Annotated in this window: 20 protein-coding genes; 10 read left to right on the top strand and 10 right to left on the bottom strand. The window is 41.1% G+C overall.

What is annotated here, in order from left to right; translation table 11 throughout:
- Nucleotides 1-134: 134 nt before the first annotated feature.
- Nucleotides 135-665 carry an orange carotenoid protein N-terminal domain-containing protein gene (locus GSQ19_RS15575; protein WP_011318844.1) on the bottom strand — a complete coding sequence of 177 codons (531 nt, stop codon included), beginning with the start codon at nucleotides 663-665 and terminating at the stop codon, nucleotides 135-137.
- A 219-nt stretch (nucleotides 666-884) separates the two neighbouring features.
- Between GSQ19_RS15575 and GSQ19_RS15570 the strand changes: the two genes are divergently transcribed.
- A complete protein-coding gene (locus tag GSQ19_RS15570) occupies nucleotides 885-1,259 on the top strand; it encodes a hypothetical protein (protein ID WP_011318843.1) in 375 nt (124 codons plus the stop codon).
- Nucleotides 1,260-1,409: 150 nt separating this feature from the next.
- Here the strand turns inward: GSQ19_RS15570 and GSQ19_RS15565 are convergent, their stop codons facing one another.
- Nucleotides 1,410-2,711 (bottom strand): ABC transporter ATP-binding protein, encoded by a 1,302-nt coding sequence (locus tag GSQ19_RS15565; protein ID WP_041456731.1) that lies wholly within the window; start codon nucleotides 2,709-2,711, stop codon nucleotides 1,410-1,412.
- Nucleotides 2,712-2,917: 206 nt separating this feature from the next.
- On the opposite strand from GSQ19_RS15565, the gene GSQ19_RS15560 reads away from it, so the two are divergent.
- Both GSQ19_RS15560 and crtW read left to right on the top strand, forming a co-directional pair.
- Entirely contained in the window at nucleotides 2,918-4,147 is a 1,230-nt protein-coding gene (locus GSQ19_RS15560) for an FAD-dependent oxidoreductase (protein ID WP_011318841.1), read from the top strand.
- A 533-nt stretch (nucleotides 4,148-4,680) separates the two neighbouring features.
- The gene (gene crtW, locus GSQ19_RS15555; protein WP_011318840.1) at nucleotides 4,681-5,445 is read left to right on the top strand and encodes a beta-carotene ketolase CrtW; all 765 of its coding nucleotides are present in this window, start codon (nucleotides 4,681-4,683) and stop codon (nucleotides 5,443-5,445) included.
- Between the two features lie 190 nt (nucleotides 5,446-5,635).
- Here crtW and GSQ19_RS30445 read toward each other — a convergent pair whose 3' ends face one another.
- Nucleotides 5,636-7,933: a carotenoid oxygenase family protein gene (locus GSQ19_RS30445; protein ID WP_011318839.1), complete on the bottom strand. Its 2,298-nt coding sequence runs from the start codon at nucleotides 7,931-7,933 to the stop codon at nucleotides 5,636-5,638.
- Nucleotides 7,934-8,868: 935 nt separating this feature from the next.
- On the opposite strand from GSQ19_RS30445, the gene GSQ19_RS15545 reads away from it, so the two are divergent.
- Both GSQ19_RS15545 and GSQ19_RS15540 read left to right on the top strand, forming a co-directional pair.
- Nucleotides 8,869-9,411 (top strand): single-stranded DNA-binding protein, encoded by a 543-nt coding sequence (locus GSQ19_RS15545; protein WP_011318838.1) that lies wholly within the window; start codon nucleotides 8,869-8,871, stop codon nucleotides 9,409-9,411.
- 214 nt (nucleotides 9,412-9,625) lie between these two features.
- Nucleotides 9,626-11,509 (top strand): ABC transporter ATP-binding protein, encoded by a 1,884-nt coding sequence (locus GSQ19_RS15540; RefSeq protein ID WP_011318837.1) that lies wholly within the window; start codon nucleotides 9,626-9,628, stop codon nucleotides 11,507-11,509.
- Between the two features lie 163 nt (nucleotides 11,510-11,672).
- Here GSQ19_RS15540 and GSQ19_RS15535 read toward each other — a convergent pair whose 3' ends face one another.
- On the bottom strand, nucleotides 11,673-12,149 hold the full coding sequence (locus GSQ19_RS15535) for a TspO/MBR family protein (protein ID WP_011318836.1): 477 nt from the start codon (nucleotides 12,147-12,149) through the stop codon (nucleotides 11,673-11,675).
- A gap of 62 nt (nucleotides 12,150-12,211) precedes the next feature.
- Nucleotides 12,212-12,802 carry a CAP domain-containing protein gene (locus GSQ19_RS15530; protein ID WP_011318835.1) on the bottom strand — a complete coding sequence of 197 codons (591 nt, stop codon included), beginning with the start codon at nucleotides 12,800-12,802 and terminating at the stop codon, nucleotides 12,212-12,214.
- A gap of 357 nt (nucleotides 12,803-13,159) precedes the next feature.
- Here GSQ19_RS15530 and GSQ19_RS15525 point away from each other — a divergent pair, with 357 nt between their 5' ends.
- Complete coding sequence (locus GSQ19_RS15525) at nucleotides 13,160-13,960, top strand: ester cyclase (RefSeq protein ID WP_011318834.1); 801 nt, start codon at nucleotides 13,160-13,162, stop codon at nucleotides 13,958-13,960.
- Between the two features lie 48 nt (nucleotides 13,961-14,008).
- Here GSQ19_RS15525 and GSQ19_RS15520 read toward each other — a convergent pair whose 3' ends face one another.
- Nucleotides 14,009-15,571 (bottom strand): cation:proton antiporter, encoded by a 1,563-nt coding sequence (locus GSQ19_RS15520; RefSeq protein WP_011318833.1) that lies wholly within the window; start codon nucleotides 15,569-15,571, stop codon nucleotides 14,009-14,011.
- Between the two features lie 130 nt (nucleotides 15,572-15,701).
- Here GSQ19_RS15520 and GSQ19_RS15515 point away from each other — a divergent pair, with 130 nt between their 5' ends.
- Nucleotides 15,702-16,697, top strand: a complete 996-nt coding sequence (locus tag GSQ19_RS15515) for a DUF389 domain-containing protein (protein WP_011318832.1) — start codon at nucleotides 15,702-15,704, stop codon at nucleotides 16,695-16,697.
- Nucleotides 16,698-16,735: 38 nt separating this feature from the next.
- On the opposite strand, the gene GSQ19_RS15510 is transcribed toward GSQ19_RS15515, so the two are convergent.
- Together GSQ19_RS15510 and infC are read right to left on the bottom strand one after the other, a co-directional pair.
- Nucleotides 16,736-19,744, bottom strand: a complete 3,009-nt coding sequence (locus GSQ19_RS15510) for a hypothetical protein (protein WP_011318831.1) — start codon at nucleotides 19,742-19,744, stop codon at nucleotides 16,736-16,738.
- Between the two features lie 239 nt (nucleotides 19,745-19,983).
- On the bottom strand, nucleotides 19,984-20,517 hold the full coding sequence (infC, locus tag GSQ19_RS15505; RefSeq protein WP_011318830.1) for a translation initiation factor IF-3: 534 nt from the start codon (nucleotides 20,515-20,517) through the stop codon (nucleotides 19,984-19,986).
- A 438-nt stretch (nucleotides 20,518-20,955) separates the two neighbouring features.
- Between infC and GSQ19_RS15500 the strand changes: the two genes are divergently transcribed.
- Nucleotides 20,956-21,870 (top strand): alpha/beta fold hydrolase, encoded by a 915-nt coding sequence (locus GSQ19_RS15500; RefSeq protein ID WP_041456190.1) that lies wholly within the window; start codon nucleotides 20,956-20,958, stop codon nucleotides 21,868-21,870.
- 40 nt (nucleotides 21,871-21,910) lie between these two features.
- Here the strand turns inward: GSQ19_RS15500 and GSQ19_RS15495 are convergent, their stop codons facing one another.
- The gene (locus tag GSQ19_RS15495; RefSeq protein ID WP_011318828.1) at nucleotides 21,911-22,276 is read right to left on the bottom strand and encodes a BON domain-containing protein; all 366 of its coding nucleotides are present in this window, start codon (nucleotides 22,274-22,276) and stop codon (nucleotides 21,911-21,913) included.
- A 278-nt stretch (nucleotides 22,277-22,554) separates the two neighbouring features.
- On the opposite strand from GSQ19_RS15495, the gene ilvN reads away from it, so the two are divergent.
- Both ilvN and GSQ19_RS15485 read left to right on the top strand, forming a co-directional pair.
- Nucleotides 22,555-23,076 carry an acetolactate synthase small subunit gene (ilvN, locus tag GSQ19_RS15490; protein ID WP_041456726.1) on the top strand — a complete coding sequence of 174 codons (522 nt, stop codon included), beginning with the start codon at nucleotides 22,555-22,557 and terminating at the stop codon, nucleotides 23,074-23,076.
- A 594-nt stretch (nucleotides 23,077-23,670) separates the two neighbouring features.
- Nucleotides 23,671-24,618 carry a PEP-CTERM sorting domain-containing protein gene (locus GSQ19_RS15485; protein ID WP_011318827.1) on the top strand — a complete coding sequence of 316 codons (948 nt, stop codon included), beginning with the start codon at nucleotides 23,671-23,673 and terminating at the stop codon, nucleotides 24,616-24,618.
- Nucleotides 24,619-24,722: 104 nt separating this feature from the next.
- Here the strand turns inward: GSQ19_RS15485 and GSQ19_RS15480 are convergent, their stop codons facing one another.
- Complete coding sequence (locus tag GSQ19_RS15480) at nucleotides 24,723-25,109, bottom strand: hypothetical protein (RefSeq protein WP_011318826.1); 387 nt, start codon at nucleotides 25,107-25,109, stop codon at nucleotides 24,723-24,725.
- Between the last annotated feature and the right edge of the window lie 87 nt (nucleotides 25,110-25,196).

The raw sequence follows: 25,196 nt of genomic DNA, 5'->3' as shown, positions 1-25,196 counted from the left end.
GATATAAATGTTTGAAACCCTCACACCCGGTCTCAACAGAAAATTTGGATGCGTGAATCCTAATTTAATATGAATTTGATAGTAAGGAAAGTAGGAATGACAAATTTAATTTTCCCTACTTTCCAGCCACTCAATTAAAAACTTGATGTTTTCCCTGTTTGTGCTTGTGTTTCAATTGGCTTGACATTTGTATGTCCCATCTCCCCGGCAATAGTCCGGAATATAGACATTTGTGCTTCAAAATCTAAGTTTTCAACTTGTGAAAGTAAATCATTTATAGCTTCTGTGGGCTGATAATTATCTGGCATTCCCACTACTGTATCGCCCATAGCTACAGCCCATACATACCAAATTAATAATTGATTATTTTCTTTTAATGCTCCATAAGCACGAGAATATTCTGTATCTTCACGATTAACTATTTGCCGCATAATATTGAGTTGATCTTCTTCTGATAACTGAAAATAGTTACCTAATAAAAGGGGAGCTAATTCTGGTTCGGCGGCTGCGGGTGCGGCGGGAGTGATAGAATCACCCATTTTTTTATAAACATAGTAAAACCAAGCTAACTTAGCATCGGTGTCTAATTTATTAAAAGCTTCTACTAAACTACGGGTTTCATTACTGAGAGCTTGAGAAACATTTTTTTCGTAACTAGCAGTCATAACTTATATTTCCAAGTGATTTTTAAGTTCTCCAAGTAATAATTAGCAACATTCTGTTTGTTTTATCTACTTTCCAGAGAAATAATTATATTTGCTACATCTAAGTATTTATATCTATCTTTTAATAGAGGTAATAATCTTTCTAGAGGGAGCTAAAAACTAGTCCATCACTTTGTTACCATCGCTACAACGATTTAAAAACAATTGAAGGTATTAGCGATGTCCGAAGAAATAAAGCCTAATCTTATTGAAGCTCCTACCCACGATGCACAATTAGCTGCGGAAAATATAGCTAGTGGTGAAGAAAAAGCACCGAAAGTTGATTTTGATGCTGATTATGCAGCTGCACAACAGTTTAGTATTAGTGATGTTGATCGTACTGCCGAAGGCGCTGCGGCGGCTGAAGCGGCTACTGCACCTCAGCAAGAAATCTCTGTACCTGAAGAAACAAGAACCGAAGCTCAATCTACTAGCAATCCTGATGATTATATAGAGTTAGCAAAAGAAATAGGCGCGTCTAGAGAAGATGCAGTCACTAGCGTTAGCGATGATTTAGTAAAACAAGCTTTAGAAAAAGGTCAAGCTAAGAAATAGTAATTGCGGTGCTGTCTATTCCCGTTTGAGGTTTAGTAGGGTGCGTCAGTGCCATAGAACCTAACTATACTCAGAAATTTTTAATACTGACGCACCCTACATTTTAGATATTTTTTTATCTGTAAGTCCCCAATAATTCAAACTAAGAGACTAATTTTTAGGAAATATTGCTAAATCAGTATCAGGGTCAAAAAAGTGAATTTTATCCAGTGTTAGTGATAACCAGATTTGCTCTCCCACATTGATGATTCGGTCTGATGGAACTCGTACTTGCAAAGGTTTAATTGTATGAGCAAATCGAGATTCAGCCTCAGTTAGTACCACATTAATAAAAGAATCATTACCTAAGTTTTCTACTAAATCTACTTGTACTGGCAAATTTTTAGTCGCGGGTACACTCACAGTTAAATGTTCTGGACGAATGCCTAAAATGAGAGTTTGCCCATCATATTTTTGCAACGCACTTGCCCATATCTCTGGAAGGGTGAGACGGAACTGGGAATGGGTAATTAACAATGGTGCGTGGAACTCTACGGGAATAAAATTCATGGGTGGTGTACCAATGAATTCAGCTACAAAGCGATTGGCCGGATGATTGTAGAGTTCTAGGGGGGAAGCTACTTGTTGAATTTGGCCTTGATTCATGATGGCGATACGATCGCCCATTGTCATGGCTTCTGTTTGGTCGTGGGTGACGTAAATCGTTGTTGTGCCTAGCTGGCGTTGCAATTTGACGATTTGAGCGCGGGTTTCTGCCCTTAACTTGGCATCTAGGTTAGAAAGCGGCTCATCCATTAAGAATACTTGAGGATTACGGGCGATCGCTCTTCCTAAAGCCACCCGCTGTCTTTGTCCTCCAGATAGTTGTTTGGGTAAGCGATTTAGCAAGGTTTCCATTTGTAACAAATGCGCTACAGACCGTACTTGCTCGTCTACTTCTCGTTCTTGATCGGAAATGTAACGCAGTCCTTTGGGAAGCTTTCTTGTCGCACCTACTAGTAGATTTTCCGCCCAGGTGGGGAATTGGGTCTGGGAACTGGGGTGAGAATTGTCTCTGTGTTGTTCAGAACTAGAACGACGACGCAAACCAAAGGCGATGTTGTCATATACCGTCATGTGGGGATAGAGGGCGTAATTTTGAAACACCATTGCAATATCCCGTTCCTTGGGTGGTAAATCATTCACCAAGCGATCGCCTACCCAAATATTACCGCCTGTCATCACTTCTAACCCCGCAATTAACCGTAGCAGGGTACTTTTACCGCAACCAGAAGGCCCCACCAACACCATAAATTCCCCATCAGGAATAGTCAGGTTTATCCGTCGCAAAACATTGACGGTTCCTGCTGGTTCTGCATCAGTTTTCTTCGCGGATGGAGTTTGTGAACTCACATTTTCCCCTCTGCGGGGAGGGAAACTTTTGTAAACGTTTTCTAAAACAACTTGCGCCACAGTATTGTCACTAGTCATTGGTCATTAGTCATTGGTCATTAGTCAAGAAAGCTCTGAACTTGGAACTATTGACTATGGACTAATCACTAAATGGACATTTTAGCGTCCATGATACACATTCTCTATCGCTACGAAAAATTAAAAAAAGTACTCCCACCACCCAAAGCACACTAACCTTGATTTTAGGGCTGTCTGGAGGTGTTGTGATGACTACCGATTTACTGACTAATCCTGCCCATGAAATTGTAGACGTAAAAAATACAGATTGTTGCATTGTTGGGGGTGGTCCGGCTGGTGCTGTCTTAGCTTTATTATTGGCGCGTCAAGGTGTTTCTGTCATATTGCTGGAAGCCCATAAAGACTTTGATCGGGATTTTCGTGGAGATACAATTCACCCATCGGTGATGGAAATTATGGAGGAATTGGAATTAAGCGATCGCTTGCTACAATTACCCCATACCAAAATGCGGCAAATTCGGGTAAAAACACCACAAAATACCTTCACTTTGGCTGATTTTAGTCGCCTAAAAACCCGCTATCCCTACATTACAATGTTGCCTCAGGTGAAATTTCTAGAGTTTATTACCCAAGAAGCGCAAAAATATCCAAGCTTTCAGTTAGTCATGGGTGCGAATGTGCAGGAATTAGTTGAGGAAAACGGAGTAATTCAAGGTGTACGTTATCGAGGCGGTGGTGGTTGGCACGAAATTAAAGCAACACTGACCGTAGGTGCAGATGGTCGTCACTCACGGTTACGACAATTGGGTGATTTTGCCGCAACTGAAACCTCACCGCCAATGGATATTCTTTGGTTCCGCCTACCGCGTCAACCAGAAGATGGTGAGGGAGGAATGGGGCGTTTTGCCCCTGGTCATATCATCGCTATGCTTGACCGTGGTAATGAATGGCAAATGGCTTATGTGATTCCCAAGGGAGGCTATCATCAGTTACGGTCTCAAGGTTTAGAAGCGCTGAAAAAATCTGTTGTGGAAGTTGTCCCAGAATTAGCAAATCGTATCCACAATTTACACGACTGGTCACAGGTAGCGTTTCTTTCTGTCGAATCAAACCTTGTGCAGCGCTGGTATCGTCCAGGGTTGCTATTGATTGGTGATGCAGCTCATATCATGTCGCCTGTTGGTGGGGTGGGTATTAATTATGCGATTCAAGATGCGGTGGTAGCTGCTAATGTCCTAACAAAACCACTGCAAAATCACCATGTAAAACTTAGGGATTTAGCCAAAGTCCAAGATCGGCGGGAATTGCCTACACGTATCATTCAAGCATTTCAAACCTTCATTCAAAAGCGAGTATTTGCTCCTGTACTAGCCGACAATCTGACTTTTCAGCCCCCGGTACTGTTGCGCTTGCCAATATTGCGCGATCTACCAGCCAGATTAATTGCCTTGGGCGTTTTTCCTGTTCATGTGAAATGAAGGTTCCCTTTGGGGAAAAAAGCACAAGCAAACTAAACTATTTTCTCTGACACCGCAGGATTTATGGGTTGGAGTTTAAGCCAGAAATCTTCCAATTCTCTTGGCTGTATATTGCTGTATATTATAGTGGAAATTTAGGGGCTGACCGAGTTTAAAAATCAAAAATAAATACTTTTATTTGATACGATTAATCGCATCTTAAAATCTCAAGCAATAATGATATTGTGTTGGGTAAATTTTCTTTAACTAATACCAGAATATATCCCCCAATGATTTTTTTCATTAAATATAAGTAAATAATTCCACTTTATACAATAAGTAGATTTAAAAAGATTTACTATAGACTATTTGGTTTACAAATTGTACTAATTCCGAAACATAAAAAAAACTTCTTTGCTGCTAATTCAATAGTTAAATAAAAAGGAAAATATTACCATATATCTTTCTTTATTGTGTATCCTAATAACTTAATCTCGAAAATCAATTATTCCACCTATAAAAATCGTCGCCAATTACAATGACGGAGTAAACCAATGACTGAATGTAATTCCATATCTTTGCAATTAACAAAGGTAATTGCTGATGTGAAAACTGAAAATATGACTAATAAAGGAATTCTTATCGCTTTTTTTATTATAACTTTGTGGGGCAGCAATTTAACACTATTACTGTCATTGGATACCGCTAAAATCCAGCTTCCATTGATAGTATTAGCTATAATTTGGCAAACATTCTTATATACAGGATTATTTATTACTGCTCATGATGCCATGCACTGTCTTGTTGTTGCCAAAAATCCTCAAGTCAATGATTGGATAGGCAAGATATCTGTAATACTTTATGCGCTATTTTCCTATAAGAACTTAGTAGAAAAACATAGTTTGCATCACCAATATCCTGGAACTGAAACTGATCCAGATTTCGACCATAATCAAAACCAAAATGTCTTTATTTGGTATTTTAAATTTATGATGTCGTACTGGGATTGGCGACAAATTGTCGGCTTAACATTAACTTTTCATCTTTCACATCATGTCTTGCATATATCCTACATGAATCTTATTTTGTTTTGGGTTACACCCTCTATTTTAAGTTCCATACAATTATTTTATTTTGGGACATTTCTACCACATAAAAGGCGGGAAGGCGGATATACAAATCTGCATTGCACACAAAGTACTCCATTGCCTGTTTTTTGGTCATTTATCACTTGTTATCACTTTGGTTATCACAAAGAACATCATGAATATCCTCAGATCCCTTGGTGGAGATTACCAGATGTTTATAATAATAATTAAGACTTCTATTAAATTTATGAATATCTAGAGTTTCATATCCCCGACTTTTTGCAAAAGTCGGGGATATAGATGGTTTTATAGAGAACAACAGTAAGTATATGTAGGGTGGGCATTGCCCACCAAAACCCGGATATGGTGGGCAATGCCCTTTTTTATCTGGAAGTCCCTAACCTCAGATAAATACCCTTAACTATCTGTTCGCGGTTGCCATTTTCTCGCTAGAAACCCACTCACAATGGAAGCCAAAGGGAACTCTTTGAGGAAGAATAACACGGGCGACAGGTTCAGCAGTGATATTCTGGGCATCTAACACAATAAATTCCGATCGCTTGTTAACGGCATCATAAATATAAGTCAATACCCATCCATCATCTTCAGTTTTGCCACCAGGACGAGGTGCAAAGACACATTCACCACCAAAGCGTCCACGACCAAAATAAACAGATTGCGCTGTTCCGGATTCTAAGTCATACTTCTTGACTCCATCAAATAGCGGGCGTTCCATATACATAGCCCCGATTCCGGAGTACACATAACGCATCTTGCATCCAATTAAGCGATCGTTGATGCGGGGGAACTCACAAATTTCGTCTTTGTCAAGTATTTCCTCCTTGACTTGACCAGTAGAAAGATTAAACCGCCAACGATACAATTTCGTCATTTCTGGGGCAAGTTTTTCTGACGAGGTGTCGGTGTTGACAAAATCGAGGGCGTTTTCTCTGTCAGGGATAAATAGTTGTGTCCAATCCATGCGATAGGCAACTAAAATTACCTCGTTACCTTCTTCATAGGCGTTGACTACATGGTAGACCATACAGCTCGGCACGGTAAACCAGCGTATTTCTCCCCCATGCCGAGGAATAATACCAAAACGACTCGGTTTATTACGTTCAAACACGAGGGGAACTTTGCCCTGCATAACTCGCATCGGTTTGAGGGCTAGAGGCATATCGAGGAAAATAGTATATTTTTCCGTAATAGCAAAGTCGTGCATACTAATTGGAGAAGGAATGTCAATTGGTATGGTTTTGACAATTTTTCCTTCTGGTGAGACGATACCATATTGAACGTAGGGCTTGGTTAGGGGTTGATAACCAAAGAACATCATTTCCCCGGTTCTAGCATCGACTTTGGGGTGGGCGCAAAAGGGGAAGGTTAACTGCTCATTAAAGGTATAAGAACCGACAGTGTCTAAATTGGGAAGGCTAATTTCATAAGGTTCGCCTCCTTCCCAAAGAGCGAGTAACCGTCCGTGATGCCAAACTAAAGCGGTATTGGCTACATTTTTCATCATAATGCCGTGGGGTTCATCGAAGCGGGGTAGATTCAGCAATCCTGGCCAGATAGCTTGACCTTCTTTTTCTTCAATCTTCCATCCTTCAGTACGAACGTAACGATTACGATAGCTGGCCTTACCATTTTTAATTTGTACCCCGTGAATCATACCGTCTCCATCAAACCAATGATAAAGACCCAAAGGAGCGAAGCGGGGGTTCGGCCCAATCCGGAGAAACGTCCCTGACAACTCTTGTGGTAGTTTGCCGATCACTTCTAGGTTATCAGCCGTAATTTCTTTGCGGACTGGAGCATAGTTGAGAGTTAAAAAGCGATGGGCTAATTCTTCCTTGACTTGCGGATCAGACTGTGCAGATGTGAGTTTACTTAAAACTGCTTGGGGAACACGAGCATAAGCAAAGCCTTTTTTGAGGTTTTTACGGGCAGTTTGAGGGGAATCTGGGGTGTCAGGAGTGACTTTAGCTAAGAAATCTGGATCGAGGAAAATGCTGCCTAGTCTTTCCTGGAGAACCGTTTGACGAGTATTTTTGTCAGCAAAAGCCGCTAACATTTCTTTTTCTCGTTCGTCTATTTCTGCGCCACTGGTGAATAAGCTTTCTAAAACTTCATCTAAAGCCTCAAATTTGTAAGGGCTAGGATTTTTGCCTAAATAAGCTTGTAACCAATCAAAACACTGCTGGGGCTGTATTGGCTTACTATCAGATAATAAACTTTTAATCTCTGCATCTTCAGTTAATCTTTTTTGGGCTGCGACTTTGGATAAATATTCTTTTTCTCCAGGTTCGAGTTCCCCATCTAGCCAAGCCATCCCCAGCAGAATTTTTAATAGTTGTTTATTTTCTTGAGTTGATCGTTCTTGATAAGCTATTAAAGTTGTTTTCGGAATAGGTACGTCGAAATGCTCGTTTGTACTAGCATCAGGGCGGATATTCTTCTCACTACTATACAAAATATTGGCAAGGTCTGGAGTTTTAACAACGATATATAAATCGGGATTACCTTCAAACTTTTCTAATGCGCTTTTGAAATTTGCTTCTGAATAATTAATCGCAAACTTGCCATCTTGATCAGTTTTTGTTTGACCAAGTTTATCATTTTTGAGGATATCTTTATCAAAGGCTTCGACAACTAAATTAGCAATACCTACTCCGCTTTCTTCTTCGTAAATTCGTCCATTTACTTTAAAAAGCATAACAATTCCCCTATCTTCTTAAATTAAGTCGGTTTATGTAAAGGTAGTCCATCTTGAGAGCAGTCACATTATCTTATTGCCGATCGCAAAAAACAACGACAGATAAGACATTTAAGAAGATAGTTGTATGAATAATTGCAAAGATTAAAAGGCAGTTAAGACAGTTGCAGCATCTTTCGGGTAAATGAATTAGGTCTCACTGAGAAGCCCACACTCACCGGAAAAGGCGTGTTTGGAGTATGTCACTTCCCATAAAATGCGATCGCCTATATGGTTGATTCAATGTCTGCACGTTGCTTATAATAAAAAGATGCGTGTACCTCCTCTACTGTTTGTTGAGGTGGGTCTGGGATACTTTTTATTGTCTCAACAAAATTTAATCGTCTTATCGCTCTAGAAGCAACCAGTATTTTTGTGTAACATCAAGTTGGCAAAAATGTGAAGAAATAATTCCCCAACATTATCTTTTTATCCTCACACCCATATACCCATACACCAAGTATTGGCAAGGGTTTCACATGAGTCTTAGTGATCTTTCCCTCGTACCCTCAACCTCTACTGCAACGAAATTTTTCTCGCTAACTCCGATCCAAATCAAGTATTTTCTCTGTCAACAAGTGGTACAATTATACTACTCATGCAGAAATCAATGCTCTTTTAGTCAGGCGGGAGTGGCAAACAGCATCTAAAAAATGCTGTTCAAAACTGTCGCTTGGCTTTTATGCTAAAACAGACTCTTATTAGAGAGTTTTTTATTAGAGATTACTAATTTTAGAAGCAGCCAACTATTAAATATTAAGTATTGCTTGGCACTACATTCAAAAATCTCTAATTTTTCACTAGTGGGAAGAAATTTAATCAAGGGAAAATCTCACAATCAAAAACAGAAATATTTCTTCCCTAATTTCTATTTCTCATACAGTCAGGAGGATTTAATGAACAGCTGTGTTTTATTAGCGGAAATCGTTCAAGAACCGCAACTGCGCTATACATCTGATAATTTAGCAGTCACAGAAATGTTGGTGCAATTTCCCAATTCCCAAAAACCAGATGACCCACCAGCGACTTTAAAAGTTGTTGGCTGGGGAAATTTAGCTACAGAAATCCAGCAAAACTATCATCAAGGCGATCGCGTCATCATTGCTGGACGTTTAGGGATGAATACCATCGAGCGTCCAGAAGGATTTAAAGAAAAACGGGCTGAATTAACAGTACAACAGATTCAATCAATTAGTGGTAACTTCACCTCATCACCAACAGTAGCCAGAACACCAGTCGTCACCGAAACCCCCTCTCGTCCATCATCCCCGACTATTACTACCCAACAAGATGTTTCTAGCTACGAATCACCACGTCCAGCACCAACTCCAGCCGCCAGTAAAGTTAGTGTTGCACCCCAAGTAAACAACTATGAACCCGCGCCCAAAACTACCTACCCACCAGTAGAGGAACCAGACCCAGACGATATTCCGTTTTAGGTAATGGGTGTAGGGGTGTGAGGGGGTGAGGGGGTGAGGGTTTCAAAGATTTATTTTGAATTTTGAATTTTGCGGAAAGTTCTGTAGGCGGGTTTCCCGCCGTAGGAAACTTTTCAAGACGAATTTTGAATTGATTTGTCCCCCATCCCCAGTCCCGAATTTTCCCAACTGCTGCTAGAATCCAAATAATTTTTACTCAATATTACTGGCTCCTATGAGAGAAACTGTCCTAGAGGTTCGCAATCTACAAGTTGAATTTTCCGGTGATGACAATGCTGTCAAAGCTGTTGATGGTGTTTCTTTTCAGCTGCATCGGGGTGAAACTCTAGGAATAGTGGGTGAATCTGGGAGTGGTAAATCAGTCACATCATTGGCGGTGATGGGTTTGTTGCAACATCCTGGGAGAGTTAGCGGCGGAGAAATTCTGTTTTGTCCCCAAGCCAACGCTAACCCCATCAATTTATCGGCGTTATCTGCTGAGGAAATGCAACTATACCGGGGTGGCGACATCGCCATGATTTTCCAAGAACCGATGAGTTCTCTTAACCCGGTTTATGATATTGGGTTTCAACTGACGGAAGCAATTCTCCGTCATCAGAATGTTAGCCAGACAGAAGCAAAACAGATTGCGATCGCAGGTCTACAAGAAGTTAAACTCTTACCTAGTGATGAGCAAATCAAACAGCAATATATTGAAACTTGGCCGCAAACCAACCCCAACTCGCCCCTGGATGAGTTCAAGTTAGCGCAGTTGGTGAAGCAGCATAAAGAAACCATGCTGGAACGCTACCCCCACCAATTATCTGGGGGACAATTGCAACGGGTGATGATTGCAATGGCGATTTCCTGTAATCCCTTGCTATTGATTGCAGATGAACCGACGACAGCTTTAGATGTGACTGTACAAGCAACAATTATTGAACTGTTGCGCGAGTTGCAGCAAAAGCGGGAAATGGCTTTAATTTTCATTACCCACGACTTGGGTTTAATTTCGGAAATTGCTGACCAAGTAGCAGTGATGTACAAAGGTAAGGTTGTCGAATATGGTGCAGCCGAGCAAATTTTTAGTAATCCCCAACATCCATATACTAAAGGCTTGGTAGCTTGTCGCCCCACCCTGAACCGCCGTCCCCATAAATTACTCACCGTTTCTGACTACATGAGTGTAGAAGAAACATCAAGTGGACAGTTAATTATCCAAGCCAAAGAACCTGCACACCCGCCAGAAATTACCTCTGAGGAAATATCCGCCAGATTAGAAAATCTGGAGGAAAAGCAACCTTTATTACAAATCAAGAACTTGAAAGTTGGTTTCCCTGTAAAAGGTTGGTTTGGTGGGACAAAACGCTATCAAATGGCGGTGAATGATGTTTCCTTTGATGTGAAACCAGGGGAAACATTAGGTCTAGTCGGGGAATCTGGTTGCGGTAAAACTACTCTGGGTAGAACTCTGCTGCGGTTAATTGAGCCAATAAGTGGTCAAATTATCTTTGATGGGCAAGATATTACTCATTTTAAAGGCGAGCCGTTGCAAAAACTACGGCGGGAAATGCAAATAGTCTTTCAAAATCCTTTCAGTTCCCTTGACCCCCGGATGAAGGTTGGGGATGCAGTGATGGAACCGTTGTTAATTCACTCTGTAGGTAAGACAACAAGACAACGGCGCGAACGAGTTGCAGAACTTTTGGAACGGGTGGGTTTGAGTGCGGATGCAATGAATCGCTACCCACATCAATTTTCTGGTGGTCAGCGTCAACGGGTTTGTATTGCCCGTTCTTTGGCATTGAATCCTAAGTTTATCATTTGTGATGAGTCGGTTTCGGCGTTGGATGTGTCAGTACAAGCCCAGGTATTGAATCTGTTAAAAGAATTACAAGACGAATTTCAGTTAACTTATATTTTTATTTCCCATGACTTGAGTGTGGTGAAATTTATGAGCGATCGCATTTTAGTCATGAATCGTGGTCAAATAGTTGAACAAGGTACAGCCGAAAGCATTTACCGCGAACCGAAGGAAGCCTACACCCAAAAATTAATCGCCTCTATTCCTACTGGTAGCCCTGAACGAGTGCGTAGCCATCATCTGAAAACTTCTTGAGGTAGGGAAACTTTGCGTTAGGTGGGAGGTTTTTAAACGCGGAGGAACGCAAAGTTAGGCGCGGTGAACCAGCGCTGCGGGAGGGTTTCCAGACCCAGGCGACTGGTGAACCCGTTGGCGCAGCCTCTCGTAGAGAAGGGAGGTACGCGGAGTTTTACCAAATTTAATTGGCTACACCGGGATTTAGTTGGAGTAATAACCAAGTTAGATAAGTACCAAAGGGTCCCCAGAGGGCGTAGGGAAGGAATAACCAAGAGGCTTTGGGGGAAATAGGCTTGACTAGGAAGGCTAAAATATAGACGAGTAGCGTTGCCAATCCACCCATAAATATTCCCCCTGTTAAGCTCCGCAGTTCTACTACAATAGGACTGTAGGCGGAGGTGGATATGGCGATCGCTGCATAAATAGCCATCAAATACCAAGGTCGAAAGCCCTGTCTTGTCCTTTTTTCCCAAACAATAATCGCAGAAATGGTTGTACAAGCCCAAATAAACGTCCAAATAAATGGGATGAGAAATTCAAAGGTTAGCCAGTCGGGACGTTGTAAGTTTTGAAACCAGGGGTCGCGCAGTGATGTAAATAGGCTACCACCAAAAAACAATGCTGCTGAAACTGCTGTGATGATCCATCTCGCTTTCACAAGGTTTATCTAAAATAATGGTCTACTTGCAGTTTAGACAATTATCAGCGATCGCTGCATATTTAAGGCCATCCAAGGGGTGATCGCCGCAAGAACAACTGAGTAATATAGTAAGTATTACCTACTCGCCACACTCCTACCCCTGTCTCTGCAAATACGGGGCGGAGAATATTTTCTCGATGTCCAGGGCTTTTCATCCACCCTTCAATCGCCGATGGTACAGGACGAGGAATGTTTGTGCTTGTGTATAGATTTTCACCGACTACCCAATAAGAAATACCCCCAGCACGGACTCTATCTGCTGGGGTACTGCCATCAGCGCCGGTATGACTAAAAAAGTTCTTTTCTGCCATTTGTCGGCTGTATTTACGGGCTACTTGTGCTAGTTTGACGTTATTTTGTAGGGGTTGTAACCCGTTTTTTTGTCGTACTTGGTTGATACCTTGGCGGACGGCCGTTTCGATTTGGGCAGTTGTGGCAGATTCTACGGGAATTTGGGGTTTTTCTGGCTGATTTGATGGTATTTCAACTGTTGGGAGAGGTGGCAAAGATTCAATTACCTGCTCACAGCTAGTAGATAATAAGGCGATAGCACCCCACATCACCCAAATATTTTTGAGTAATATATTTTCGTATTTATCTGGTAATTTCACTTAGCCTTCCTTAACCAGTATTCTTACTGCTTTGTGCGTATCAGTTTAATTAATTTTTAGTGTTCCAATATTTATACTTTAGACAATTTTTGCATAGCATAACAACTACTTGTTGCCAATTTATTTGGCAAATTTTAAGGCTTTTAACCAGACAATAGCTGCTAAATTAACAATTATGATTGAGCTAACTGGCATAATATAAAAGAAGTAAGTACAGATAGTTAACATAGTTCAATCGCTACAAATTCATGAGAAATTAACAGCAGATAATCTGTATATTTAACTGCAAAAATCGAGGGGATTTAGCTGCGAAATTCGGGTACTTATAATTTTCACATTGATTTCGCAGAGGGGTTTATGAGTCAAATTGACATCGAAAAACTTCATCTTTGGGTACAAGATAGAGACACTGTATTAAAGTACAGCACTCATGTTGACTGGCGTTATGGTGAAAAACCAGATTATACCCATTCTAATGAAAAACTTGCCCAGGAAAGTACACGTAATCACCCATCCAATTCACTGGAAACACTGGTACAAAATTTGGTGCGTACCTTTGATATTGAAGCTAACTTTAAAACAAATCCTGCTCAGTGGCTTTCTGTTGTTCCCGACCAATTTCGCATGAGTACCAATGGAGGTTCTCGCCATACCATCACAGACTTGATTAATTCAGGTACTTATAAATTGATGATTGGCAATACCAAAAATTACAAAGCCACTGAGGAAAACTTTGAAACTTCCACTGGTCTATTTCATACAGCTTTTCCTAACGGCTTTTTGTGGGAAGTTCTAGAAGTTTATTCAGGGCCACCGGAGATTGTTTTTAAATGGCGACACTGGGGGGAATTTAAAGGTGAATTTAAAGGCTATGCACCCACAGACGAGATGATAGAAGTCATTGGTACAAGCGTTGTGCGCGTCACAGATGATTTAAAAATCCTTTCTTTGGAACACTATTATGACAATACCCAGTTCCTAGCAAAGCTGACATCTGGTGGTAAATTACTAAAAACTCCCCAAAATCAGCAAAAAAAATCTAATTCTCTCTGGCGGAGGTTTTGGAATTTCATCCGAAAACTTTGGGGAAAAAGGGAGAAATCAGCATCAGCAAATTTACAAACTAGCCGTTGTCCTTTTGCTGCTGTTATGAAGTAAAGATGGGGATTGGGTAAGAGATAATTTCTGAGCGCTAGGATCTCAACTTTAGTCTCTTTGATGCCCTAATACATCTTCCAACATCGGCGCTAATTCTTTATTTAATCGCCCAGACTTGACAAATTCCGCATAAGTATCTGCCTCAATTGCTAATAGTTCATCGCGGAATTGTTCTGTTGTAAAGTTTTGAAGATTGGGGTATTCATGGTGTAATTTATCAATCTTGGTTTGCAATTCTGCAATTTCGCCTGTGACAAGTTTTTCTTGGTAACGAAGAAACTCTGGGCCGATACCGGGACGTTTTTCTGTTTGCAGGTATTGCAATACTCGTTCTAGAGCAACAATACGGGCGACTAATTGTAAATATTGTTCGCGTAAGGGTGCATCGCCGAGCAAATTGAGCTTTTGTAGCAGGGGCTTAATTGTTAATCCCTGGACTAGTAGGGTAAATAAGACTACTCCAAAGACAGTAGCAATGATTTTTTCTCGCCCTGGCAATACAGTCGGTACACTCAATGCCAGGGCAATTGACACCGAACCACGTAACCCACCCCACCAAAGAATAGTCTGTTCAGGTAAGGAGACTTGTGATTGAGTCATCATAACGCTCAATTTGCTGAGAATAAATAGTGTAACTGCTCGCATGAAAATCATTGCACCTACTGTGATAGCAATGATTTGCAGGTTTTCTCCTAAACTGGCAAAGCGGATTTGGTCGCCAATTAATAAAAAAACAATCGAATTGACAAAAAAGGCTAAAAATTCCCAGAATTCGGAAACAATAATCCGCGTCCGGGGATTCATGCCTATGCGTGAACCAAAGTTACCTAATATCAAACCTGTAGTGACAACGCCAATCACGCCGGAACCGCCCAAGTCTTCGGTAACGAGATAAGTACCGTAAGCGGACACCAAAGTTAAGGACTGTTCCACCATTGGCAAATCAAAGCGTTGGGTCAGGTAGGAAATAGCAAAGCCAATCAAACAGCCTATCGCTACACCGATACCAACTACTTGAAAAAACTGTAACAAAATCGGTTGAACACCCAATTCGGCACTTCCCAAAGGCAAAGCCACCAAAAAACCAAAGGCGACTACTGCCATACCATCATTGAATAAGCTTTCGCCTTCCATGAGGGTGACAAGACGAGTTCCTACACCCAATTCTCGAAACAAAGCGGTCACAGAAACCGGATCAGTAGCAGAAAGACTCGCACCGATGAGTAACGCCGTAGTTAAAGAAATTCCACCTAGTTGATTAAGTCCAATTGCTACTCCGGCAATTGAGATTATCACCCCAAACACCGCATACAGAGAAATTGGCACAAAATCTCGCTGTAAATCTGACCATTTCAAATTCCATGCGGCTTCAAATAATAAGGGTGGTAAAAAGATGGACAAAATTAAAGCAGGAGACAAAACAACTAGGCGCACATCAACAACGGCTAACCCCAAGCCGACAATTACCAGGAGTAAGGTATAAGGGATTTGGCGAAACCAACTAAATACTTGGGGTAAGGTGGCTACGCCTAAAGAAACCGAAAGTACTAAAAGGAACTGCTTGAGATTCGTGGCGATCGCTTCTTCACTAATTGCTGATTCAAGTACCATGAGTAAGTATTTAGTAGAATACTGTACTTATTCTCCAAGTATGATATCCAGATAACATCGGCTGAATATAAGATTTTAATCATCAAGCCGCGAATATTTGCCAGTTTATTCCACAAGAAGGAGGAAGCTCTTGGGTATTAACATTCGAGACCGCTTTCAGAACTTCAGGCGCAAACAAAGACAGCCAGAACAACTACAACAGTTACAAGTAGATTTATTTAAAGAGTCAATTTTAGATATATCTTATATCGCACTAATAGTTGGTTCCTGTGCGATCGCTACTTTTGGTCTATTGTCAAATAGTAGCGCTGTCATTATCGGTGCGATGATTATCGCTCCTCTGATGTTGCCCATTCGCGGATTAGCTTTTGGTGCTTTGCAAGGTGATATTGGCTTATTCCGCCAAGGTGTAATCTCAGTAGCGTTAGGTACATTATTAGCGCTGGCGATCGCTTTCTCTTTGGGTTTAATAGTGGGACTACCTGATTATGGTAGTGAAGTCTTGGCTCGTTCCGAACCAACTCTATTAGACTTAGGTATTGCCGTCGCGGCTGGTGCTATTAGTGCTTATGCCAAAGTTGAGTCAAAAATTTCTGGTAGTTTAGCAGGTACAGCGATCGCAGTAGCTCTCATGCCTCCTATATGCGTAATTGGTCTGGGTTTAGCAAAGGCAGATTTCGCACTCAGTTTGGGCGCAACCTTACTCTACCTCACCAATCTACTCGGTATTACCCTCTCCTGTATGGTGACATTTTTGGCAGCAGGCTATACTTCTATGAGCCAAGCACGTCGCCCCATCGTTTGGACTTTAGTACTAACAGCTATTCTGGTTATTCCTTTAGGTGTGAGCTTTGCTCGACTTGTACGACAGACGCAATTAGAAACCAGTTTACGTAGAGCATTATTAAATCGTACTGTCACCTTTCAACGCCTACAATTATTTAGAAGTAGTACCAACTGGTTAGTTAATCCTCCGGAAGTACGGCTGAGTGTGCGAGCCAATGACCCGGTTACACCCCGACAAGTAAAGCTACTAGAAGAATTTGTCGAGCGAGAAATGGGACAACCATTCACCTTGATTTTTGAAGTTGGTCAAGTTGAAGAAGTGAAAAGTTCTGAGCCTTAGTAGCTGACAGAATTACGAATTCTCCCTACTGATTGAGTTTATTGATTAATTTTGATGGCGGATTTTTTGATCAATTCCTGAATTTGTGCTGCTACTAGGGGATGAGAATCTTTTTTTAATTTGGGCAGAAGTTCTAAGAGGACGCGATGTGAAACCACACTCAAATAAGCGATCGCCGCTTCCCGTACAAAGCCCGTAGGATGACGCAAAGCCATCAGAATTTCGTTAATTGTCAAACGAATCCGGTTAACCTGGGCAAAATGAAAACAGCAAGCCAAGCACCAATCAGAGAGAAAAGTGCCTAAAGTCAGCATCTTCCGCAATCTTTCACTAGCTGACAACGGTTGATATTCTGTGAATTCTGCCTCTAAAAGATCATGCAGCTTTTCTTGGTGCGATCGCTTATCTAAGAGATTTAACAACAATGATTTTCTGGGCAAATTTACTGTATGTTCTAATATTTCCAATCCTCGTGCTAAATTCACCATCGATTCAGACCGCAAATTAAAAGCGGCTGCCTGCATTTTATCTGGTGAATACAGTAATTTTAATAATAATAATAAACGTTCCCGAATATCCCATTCCATTTCTGCCAAGGCACGTTGGAGTAAATCCGCAACAATCAAAGCTCTGGAATTTGTTTGATTATTATCTAAATTTAATTGTGGCCGTAAGTCTATATAAGCTGCATAAATCTCACCCAAAAATCGTAATTCCTGATCAATGAGACTTTCTACCCGACTGTGTTGAAACCTATCTACTAAATTGGTAATTTCTGATTGTTTCTGAATTTTCAACAAGCTACGCAGAATATGGTACCTGGTAGCACCCCAAGAAGATTCCAACTGCAACCATAAAGTCTCTACAGCTTCTGTAGTAGAAATTTGTCCTATGGTACGCCAAGCATACATCCTTAATACTTCTGGCTTATGGGCATTGGTAGCCAGTTGTAACAGCATATCCAATGCTTCATTCTCCATTTTGATTAAGGCACGCATGGCGGTAGCACGGGTTGATTTGTAATAAAGTGCTGTCAGCAGTGAGGAATAGTATTCTTCCATGCGTGTTGCAGCAATCATTTCTAAGACAGCACAACGCACCCTTAAGGATTCATCCTGTAACAAATTAGGAATATGAATCCGTAACGTCTGTAAATAAACCACTTCTCGGAGGGCTTTGACACCATTAACCCGTTCTCGTTCCTGCTTATGGGTTAGCATCCGGCTTAAAGTCTTGGTGGCGGCTACTTTTTGGATTGGTGTTCCCTGACGCAATAGCAAAGCCGCAGCTGTGGCGCGAGTTAATGAGTGGTGGCGCTGGTTGAGGTATTCTTCCAGTTGGCTTAAATTGGGATTGGGGTCAGCTAGCCAAACATAACGTAATGCTAGGGCAAAAACTTCGGGATTAACATTGTCTGGATGACGCTCTAACAACCATTTTACTTCCGATACATGGGTGGGATTAGCATCAGCCCCTAGCATCACCTCTAAACTATGGCGTTGTAAATCTGGCGTTAGCTTAAATAAAATTGGTGAGAGAACATCTGCTGCCCCTTGGGGGTCAATTTGGGCTAATAATTCAATACATGAGTGTTTATCTGCGGTGTTGCCCTTTTCTTCTAAAGCTTTGACTACCCCTTGTTTAAAGGCACGTAAACCCACATTAGAGGCACTTAGTTCGCCTCTATCGGCGCTCAAGACTAACAAATCAACATAACGCGATCGCAATAACCATACTACCTTCAAGCAGGCAACGGCTACTACCATTGTTTCGCAGATAAACACCCACTTTTGCATTGTTGCAGGTACAAATAACCCACACACAAACAAGGTAATCACAATGATGATACCAGCAGTACCAGTGGCGATCGCTTCCGCCGTTCCTCCTGATAATGCCTGCATCCGGCTACGAATGCGTTCTGGTATCGGTTGATATAGTGACGGCCCACTACTAATAACGAAGGTGTAGCGTAGCAGTTCATCAAAGAACTTCAACCCGACTAATCCCCAGAAAAATGCCAGTGATTGTATTCCTGGTAGTAAGTAAAGTACAACAATCATCCCAGGAACGACAAAGCCTACAGCCACAGGCAAAAGTGCAGCAGTAAAGAACACTCCAAAGCGTTCGATCAAGCGGCTGGAAACGAACCACTGAGTTCCTAATTCACACAAGCCAACAATCCCACCAAATATACCTAAAAAGCCTGCTAGTTCGCGATCGCCTAAGTTGATTTTTAGTTCTTGGAGATATTGAAAATCAACTAATAAACCAATAATTTGTAACAGCCCAACAAAGGCAAATAGCTGTAAAGTATAACGCTTGAGTGGTGCTTGGATACGCCGATGCCGAGAGGCTTGTTCTTGAGGAATTAGGCGCTGTGGTGCTTCGGGAAAAGAACTGCGATACTGATAACTTAAATAGCAGAGAATTGCCGAGCCAATCATAATCACTCCACAGGCGATCATAATCACGCGGTTGAGTTTGGCGAACTCCAGCAACCAAGGCAAACTAAAGCCACTGATCACATCAGCCACTAATAATCCGCTACTAATCAGTGGGTAAGTGCGCTTAATTTCTCGAATATTAAATAATTGGTTAGCAACAATGGAAGTATTTAGATCATTAACTACATAAAGGGAATCTACCCACAACCGTAGTAAAAATACAACAATGACTGAAAAGTAAGAAAGATGGATGCCCCAGCGTAATAATACTAACAAGATTAATGGCACGACCATACAAGGTGCGATCGCCACCACCACCCAGCGCAAAGGAAAAATCTTTTGCAACCAAGAATAGACAAAAACCAGCGCCATACCCATAACCGCACTGGCAATATACATCCAAGGCAACGGCCCAGCGCCATATTCATCCAAAAATAGTGCTACTGTACTATCCTCAGCCCATCGCAACCCCACAGATACAGTCGTGTAAAAGGCAAACATCATCCAAGTCCGTTCGCCTTCCTCTGGTCGTAGATTCACCCATTTTAAAAGTTGTGCCAGCCAACTTGGATTTGCCGCCAACGAGTAATTTTTCAATTCCATGTTTTACTTTCTGGTATCTTCACCTTCCAGTGGGGAGCAATCAATTCAAAATTCAAAATTCAAAATTCAAAATTAATAATTGCTCACCAATCCCCAAAATGGCAAAAGTCCTGAACAACTGAGTATTATGTTTCCCACTCAGAGTTCAGGACTATCAAATTGCAATTAATTTCAACGACGGTGAAGCCGTTTTGATATTTTCAGTGGTGGATTACTTGGTTACAAGAATACTTAGGGTATTACTTCTTAGGCGAGATGAGCATCATCATGTTTCGCCCTTCTTTTTTGGGTGCTTGTTGCACTTCACCAAACGGTTCCAGATCCGTTGCCATTCGCTTCAGTAAATCTTCTGCCAGGTCACTGTGTTGAATCTCTCGACCCCGGAACATCACAGTTGCTTTGACTTTATCACCATCTTTCAAGAAGCGTTCTGCTTGCTTAACACGGACATTGTAGTCGTGTTCCTCGATTTTGTAGCGCATCTTCACTTCTTTCACATCAGCCGTGTGCTGTTTCTTTCGAGCTTCCCGCGCCTTCTTCTCCTGCTCGAACTTGTATTTCCCGTAATCCATAATCCGACACACCGGCGGGTCGGCCTTGTCACTGAGTAGCACTAGATCCAGCTCCTTCTCCTCTGCTAGTTGCAGCGCTTCCTGTGGAGTTAGAATTCCTAGCTGGGAACCATCAGTGTCAATGACTCGAATTTTCGGGAAGCGGATCCGTTCGTTAATTTGGGGCAGATCGCGAGTTCTTTTTTTCTCAATCACAGGCATTATGATTTGTGGGAGCTTCTTTGTTAAGTAATGTAATGTGGACTTGATTGCTTTGTTTTGATTGGTCTGCCTAAGCAGCACAATACTAAAATAACTGAGAATTTCAGAAGGAGTCTATAGTTTTGAGGTAGCTAGTCCATAAAATAGTTTATTTGGTTTCTGTATTTGTTATTTTACTCATTCTGAGAGAGCTTCTCTATGATCGTTAATTTAAATCACACAATCTAGAGAATAGTTAACTATTGTAACAATTCTTTTTTAATGGAAAAATTATAGTTATCCCCCACACCCCCACACACGCCAGTTTGCTCAAGTCGGGAGACCCTTTCGGCAATTCCTCCTGGGGGAAACCCCCAAGACCGGACTGCCTCACCACGCAACTGGCTCCCCTATACCCTTACACCCCCCTTTAAGATAGAAATTAATCACTAAGGAATTGTGACCATGACGGTACACTGGCGGGAACGGGTAGGGAATCAACGAGATTGGGTTTGGCGGGGGTGGCGGACTCGTTATACTTACATTCGTCCTAGCCAAGAAGGCCAGGAAAAAACCCCTCTAATTTTACTGCACGGTTTTGGTGCTTCTATTGGTCATTGGCGACATAATTTGGAGGTTTTGGGCGAATCTCATACAGTCTATGCGCTGGATATGCTTGGTTTTGGTGGTTCGGAAAAAGCCCCTGCAAATTACAGTATTGAACTTTGGGTGGAGCAAGTTTACGATTTTTGGCGAGCTTTTATCCGTCAACCAGTGGTATTGATTGGAAATTCTAATGGTTCTTTGATTTCTTTAGCGGCGGCGGCGGCTCACCCCGATATGGTTAAGGGGATTGTGATGATGAGTTTACCAGACCCATCATTAGAGCAAGAAATGATTCCACCTTTTTTAAGGCCTGTAGTCACGACAATCAAAAATATTGTCGCTTCTCCAATATTTTTAAAGCCAGTGTTTTATTTCGTGCGCCGTCCCAGCATTCTCCGCCGTTGGGCTGGTATTGCTTACGCCAATCCCGCAGCCATCACCGACGAGCTGGTGGATATTTTAGCTGGGCCTCCCCAGGATAGGGGTTCAGCCCGTGCTTTTAGTGCTTTGTTTAAAGCGGCGATCGGTGTTAACTTTAGTCCTAGTGTCAAAGCTATATTGCCAACTCTACAAATTCCCATGCTGTTGATTTGGGGAAACAAAGATAGGTTTGTTCCGCCGATTTTGGCTAACCAATTCGCTCAATACAACGAAAAGTTGCAATTGCTCAACCTAGACGATGTAGGGCATTGTCCCCATGATGAATGCCCAGAACAGGTAAACAAGGCGATTTTGGCATGGATGGATAAGTCCTTGGGAGATTACTAAAATCTAGTTATCTCCCAGAAATGACAAAAATTGCTAGTCTTTAGCCAATATTGACTTGGTTGGTATCAACGTTTGTGGTGCCATGTACGGACTGCGCCACAGAAATCATTTTATTGAGAATGTCTTGGCTGGGAACCGAACCTTTTAGAACGACGGTGCTACCAGTTTGAGCAACCCACAAAGAATTCATATCATCAAGTTGCTGGTCTTGATCAAATGCCAGTGCTACTCGCTTTGCTAAACCACTTTGGTCGTATTCGCCGTTTAACCCTAAACGTTCTGGTGGAATTGATTGGGTAGCCGTAGGTGCATTAGCAGTAGTGGAGGCTGAGGATACTTGCGGAGTTGGATTTACCTGGGCATTTTGAGGTTTTTCCATGCCAAAAAGTCTTTTTAACCAACCCATAAATGTCTTTCTCCTGATTTAATGGTGACAATATTCTCAAAATAAGATGTTGATAAATAATGTACATCTGCCGATCAAAAGATATATTCTCCAAATGACTTCTGCTTTTGGAATGATTTAGACATAACTTTTTTATAGAAGATTTCAGGAATGCAGGGATTAAGTTTAAAATAAAGTATAAGATTTATAACCTATTCACCTAGTAAGCAGTACGTGTAGGGCAGCTGTTAGCTAACATTCGGGTTAGTTATATGTTGTCTGAGCCTGTGTTGGCAAAGATGAAACATACTCTTTCAGTTCTGGTAGAAGATGAGGCGGGAGTTCTGTCCCGCATTGCTAGTTTATTTGCTCGTCGTGGCTTTAATATAGAAAGCCTGGCTGTTGGTTCGGGGGAAGAGGGCGGGGTTTCCCGCATTACTATGGTTGTGCCTGGTGACGATCGCGTGATTGAACAACTTACCAAACAACTATACAAGCTCGTTAACGTTCTCAAAGTACAGGATATAACTGAAACTCCTTGTGTGGAGAGAGAATTGATGCTCCTGAAGGTGAACGCCACTAGCAGCAACCGTTCAGAAGTCATTGAACTAGCTCAAATTTTCCGGGCGCGAGTAGTCGATGTAGCGGAAGATTCTTTAACTTTGGAAGTGGTCGGCGACCCTGGTAAAATGGTGGCGATCGTCCAGGTGCTACAAAAGTTTGGTATCAGGGAAATCGCCCGTACTGGTAAAATCGCCCTGACTCGTGAATCTGGTGTCAATACTGAGTTACTTAAATCCTTAGAAGCGAAAGTTTCTTAAGATTTGTCCCCTCACTCCCAGTCTCTGACTGGGAAATTTCATTATTTTGTTTGCGCGATGCTTGCCCGTAGATTATAGGTCATTGCCTCTTAATATATCCGCATATATTGATATTTTTATTTTTGAGCGCCTAATAATAAGGTGTTGTAACGCTGTTGATAAAAATATTTAACCAGCTTCATATCAAGCCGTTATCTGCTACATATTAGGCAGGTTTCTCAGTCAAACATTATGCTTTTGAGATTCATAGGATAGATACACATAAAATCATTAATTGAACAATGTGGATGATACTTTATAGTAAATTTAAAAAAACTCAGTTTTTTATATTAAATAAGTAGCTTTACTTGTAAAAATACAACTGTAATATTAGAATCTACTGTGTTTGAATATCAGTAATTATACTAACGCGCCAAAAAAGAAAGCAAATTCCTAGCTAAAAACCCAGTCATCGCCTGGATTGTTGAATTAGCAAGCACTTTAGCGTAGGCCTATGCTGGGGCTATTGGAGATGAACTGTCTTATTTTTTGGCGAGCTTTATCAATTCGCTTGATCACTGGCTAAGTCTATCCTAAATCATGTAGTGAGGGGAAATGTTTACTTACAAAAGTATTAGTTTAGGTTTACTTTTAACATTACTAGGATTGATAACTTTACCAACTAAAGCATTAGGGCAATTTAGCTATGATGCCAACGAGACAGAAATTTTCAAGACAGATTTTGATAACAGCGACGGCTGGTCATTAAGTGGAACAACTATTAATGCCGGTAAAATTGTCGGTACTTCAGCTTGGGGTACTGCCTCTTATTCTCTAAATAATCGTGTAAATTTAGATTTAGGGCCCGTTTCTTTATACTGGAGTGGAATTTTTCCTAGCACAAATGCTCACAGAGAAAATGACAAGTATTATGTTGGTTTGCAGTATGTTGATAATGCTCCTGTATGTTACAACAGTTCAAGCAATACGATTGTCGGTACACCACCCTGTCCGAGCGGTAGTTCAATAGTTGATGAAAATGCTGAACTTAAAGTCGCAATGAGACCGCGTAATCCTACCAATGTTGCAGACACTTATCATCAAGTTTATGTAGATCCCGGTTTCGATCCGATTAGTAACTACTCACCTGCATCAACGCGATTAAACCTTCCAGCAGGTCAGCCAACAGATTTCCGCTTGAGAGTAAGTAAGGTGAGTTCAACCTCATACGAAGCTTCTTTATCGTATTGGGATATTGCTCAGACTGCTTGGAAAATTTTTGATCCCAAGTCAACGTTAATGTCTTCCCCACTTACAATTAAAGCTTCAGATTGGATAGATGCTAATGGGTTGATTGAAAGTCCTGTGACTTTTGAAGCCATTAATCTTCAGTTTCGCAAAGGTTCCACACGAAACTCAGAAATAACTGCTCTAGCACTAACACAAGTTTTACCACCATTGTTGCAGCAACAATCTATCACTGTTCCGGAAGGCTCTTCTATTATTGGCTTACCGTTGGTTATGGGATTTGGCATTTTATTAAAACGGCAAAAGCAGAAATAACATAGGTTAAAATCATCACCTAAAAGGTATGATAATTTGGTAATGGGTAATTGTTATATTATCTATTACCTTTTTCTTATATCTTCTGTAATTATCAGAAGCTATTAAAAAAAATGTTTGGAATCAAATTTGTCGTTTTTGGGTAAATATTCAGAACAGTTTTTTGCTTCATCTGTGAGTACAATGGAGGGCTGTACTGCACATTTAAGATAATGATTATTGCAATAATATTGGCAGTTTTTACAAGGTAATTGATGTAACCCTTTCACTGTAAAAACCATCTTATTTTCTATGATAGAACGGATTTTTCGTAAAATTATAAAAAAAATTACCCAACTAAAAACTAATCCAACAGGAGTTAAAGAAACAGCTATATCTGGAAAATCTATACTATTAGTTTGAGTGTTTTTTTGTTGAGATTCAGTTATATTCACAGACCGAATGTGATTATTTGCCGTTATCTTGTGTTGATTTATTACCTCAGTGAACATATTATTTAACCTTATTTATATATTTGCTAATTTGGGTTTTATTTGGTATTTATTTGGTACTGTGGACACAAAAAGATTGATGGTTGT

The sequence above is a fragment of the Trichormus variabilis 0441 genome, assembly GCF_009856605.1.
GTDB lineage: Bacteria > Cyanobacteriota > Cyanobacteriia > Cyanobacteriales > Nostocaceae > Trichormus > Trichormus variabilis.
The sequence above is the reverse complement of the archived record's forward strand: the minus strand, read 5'-3'. Positions and strand labels throughout refer to the sequence as shown.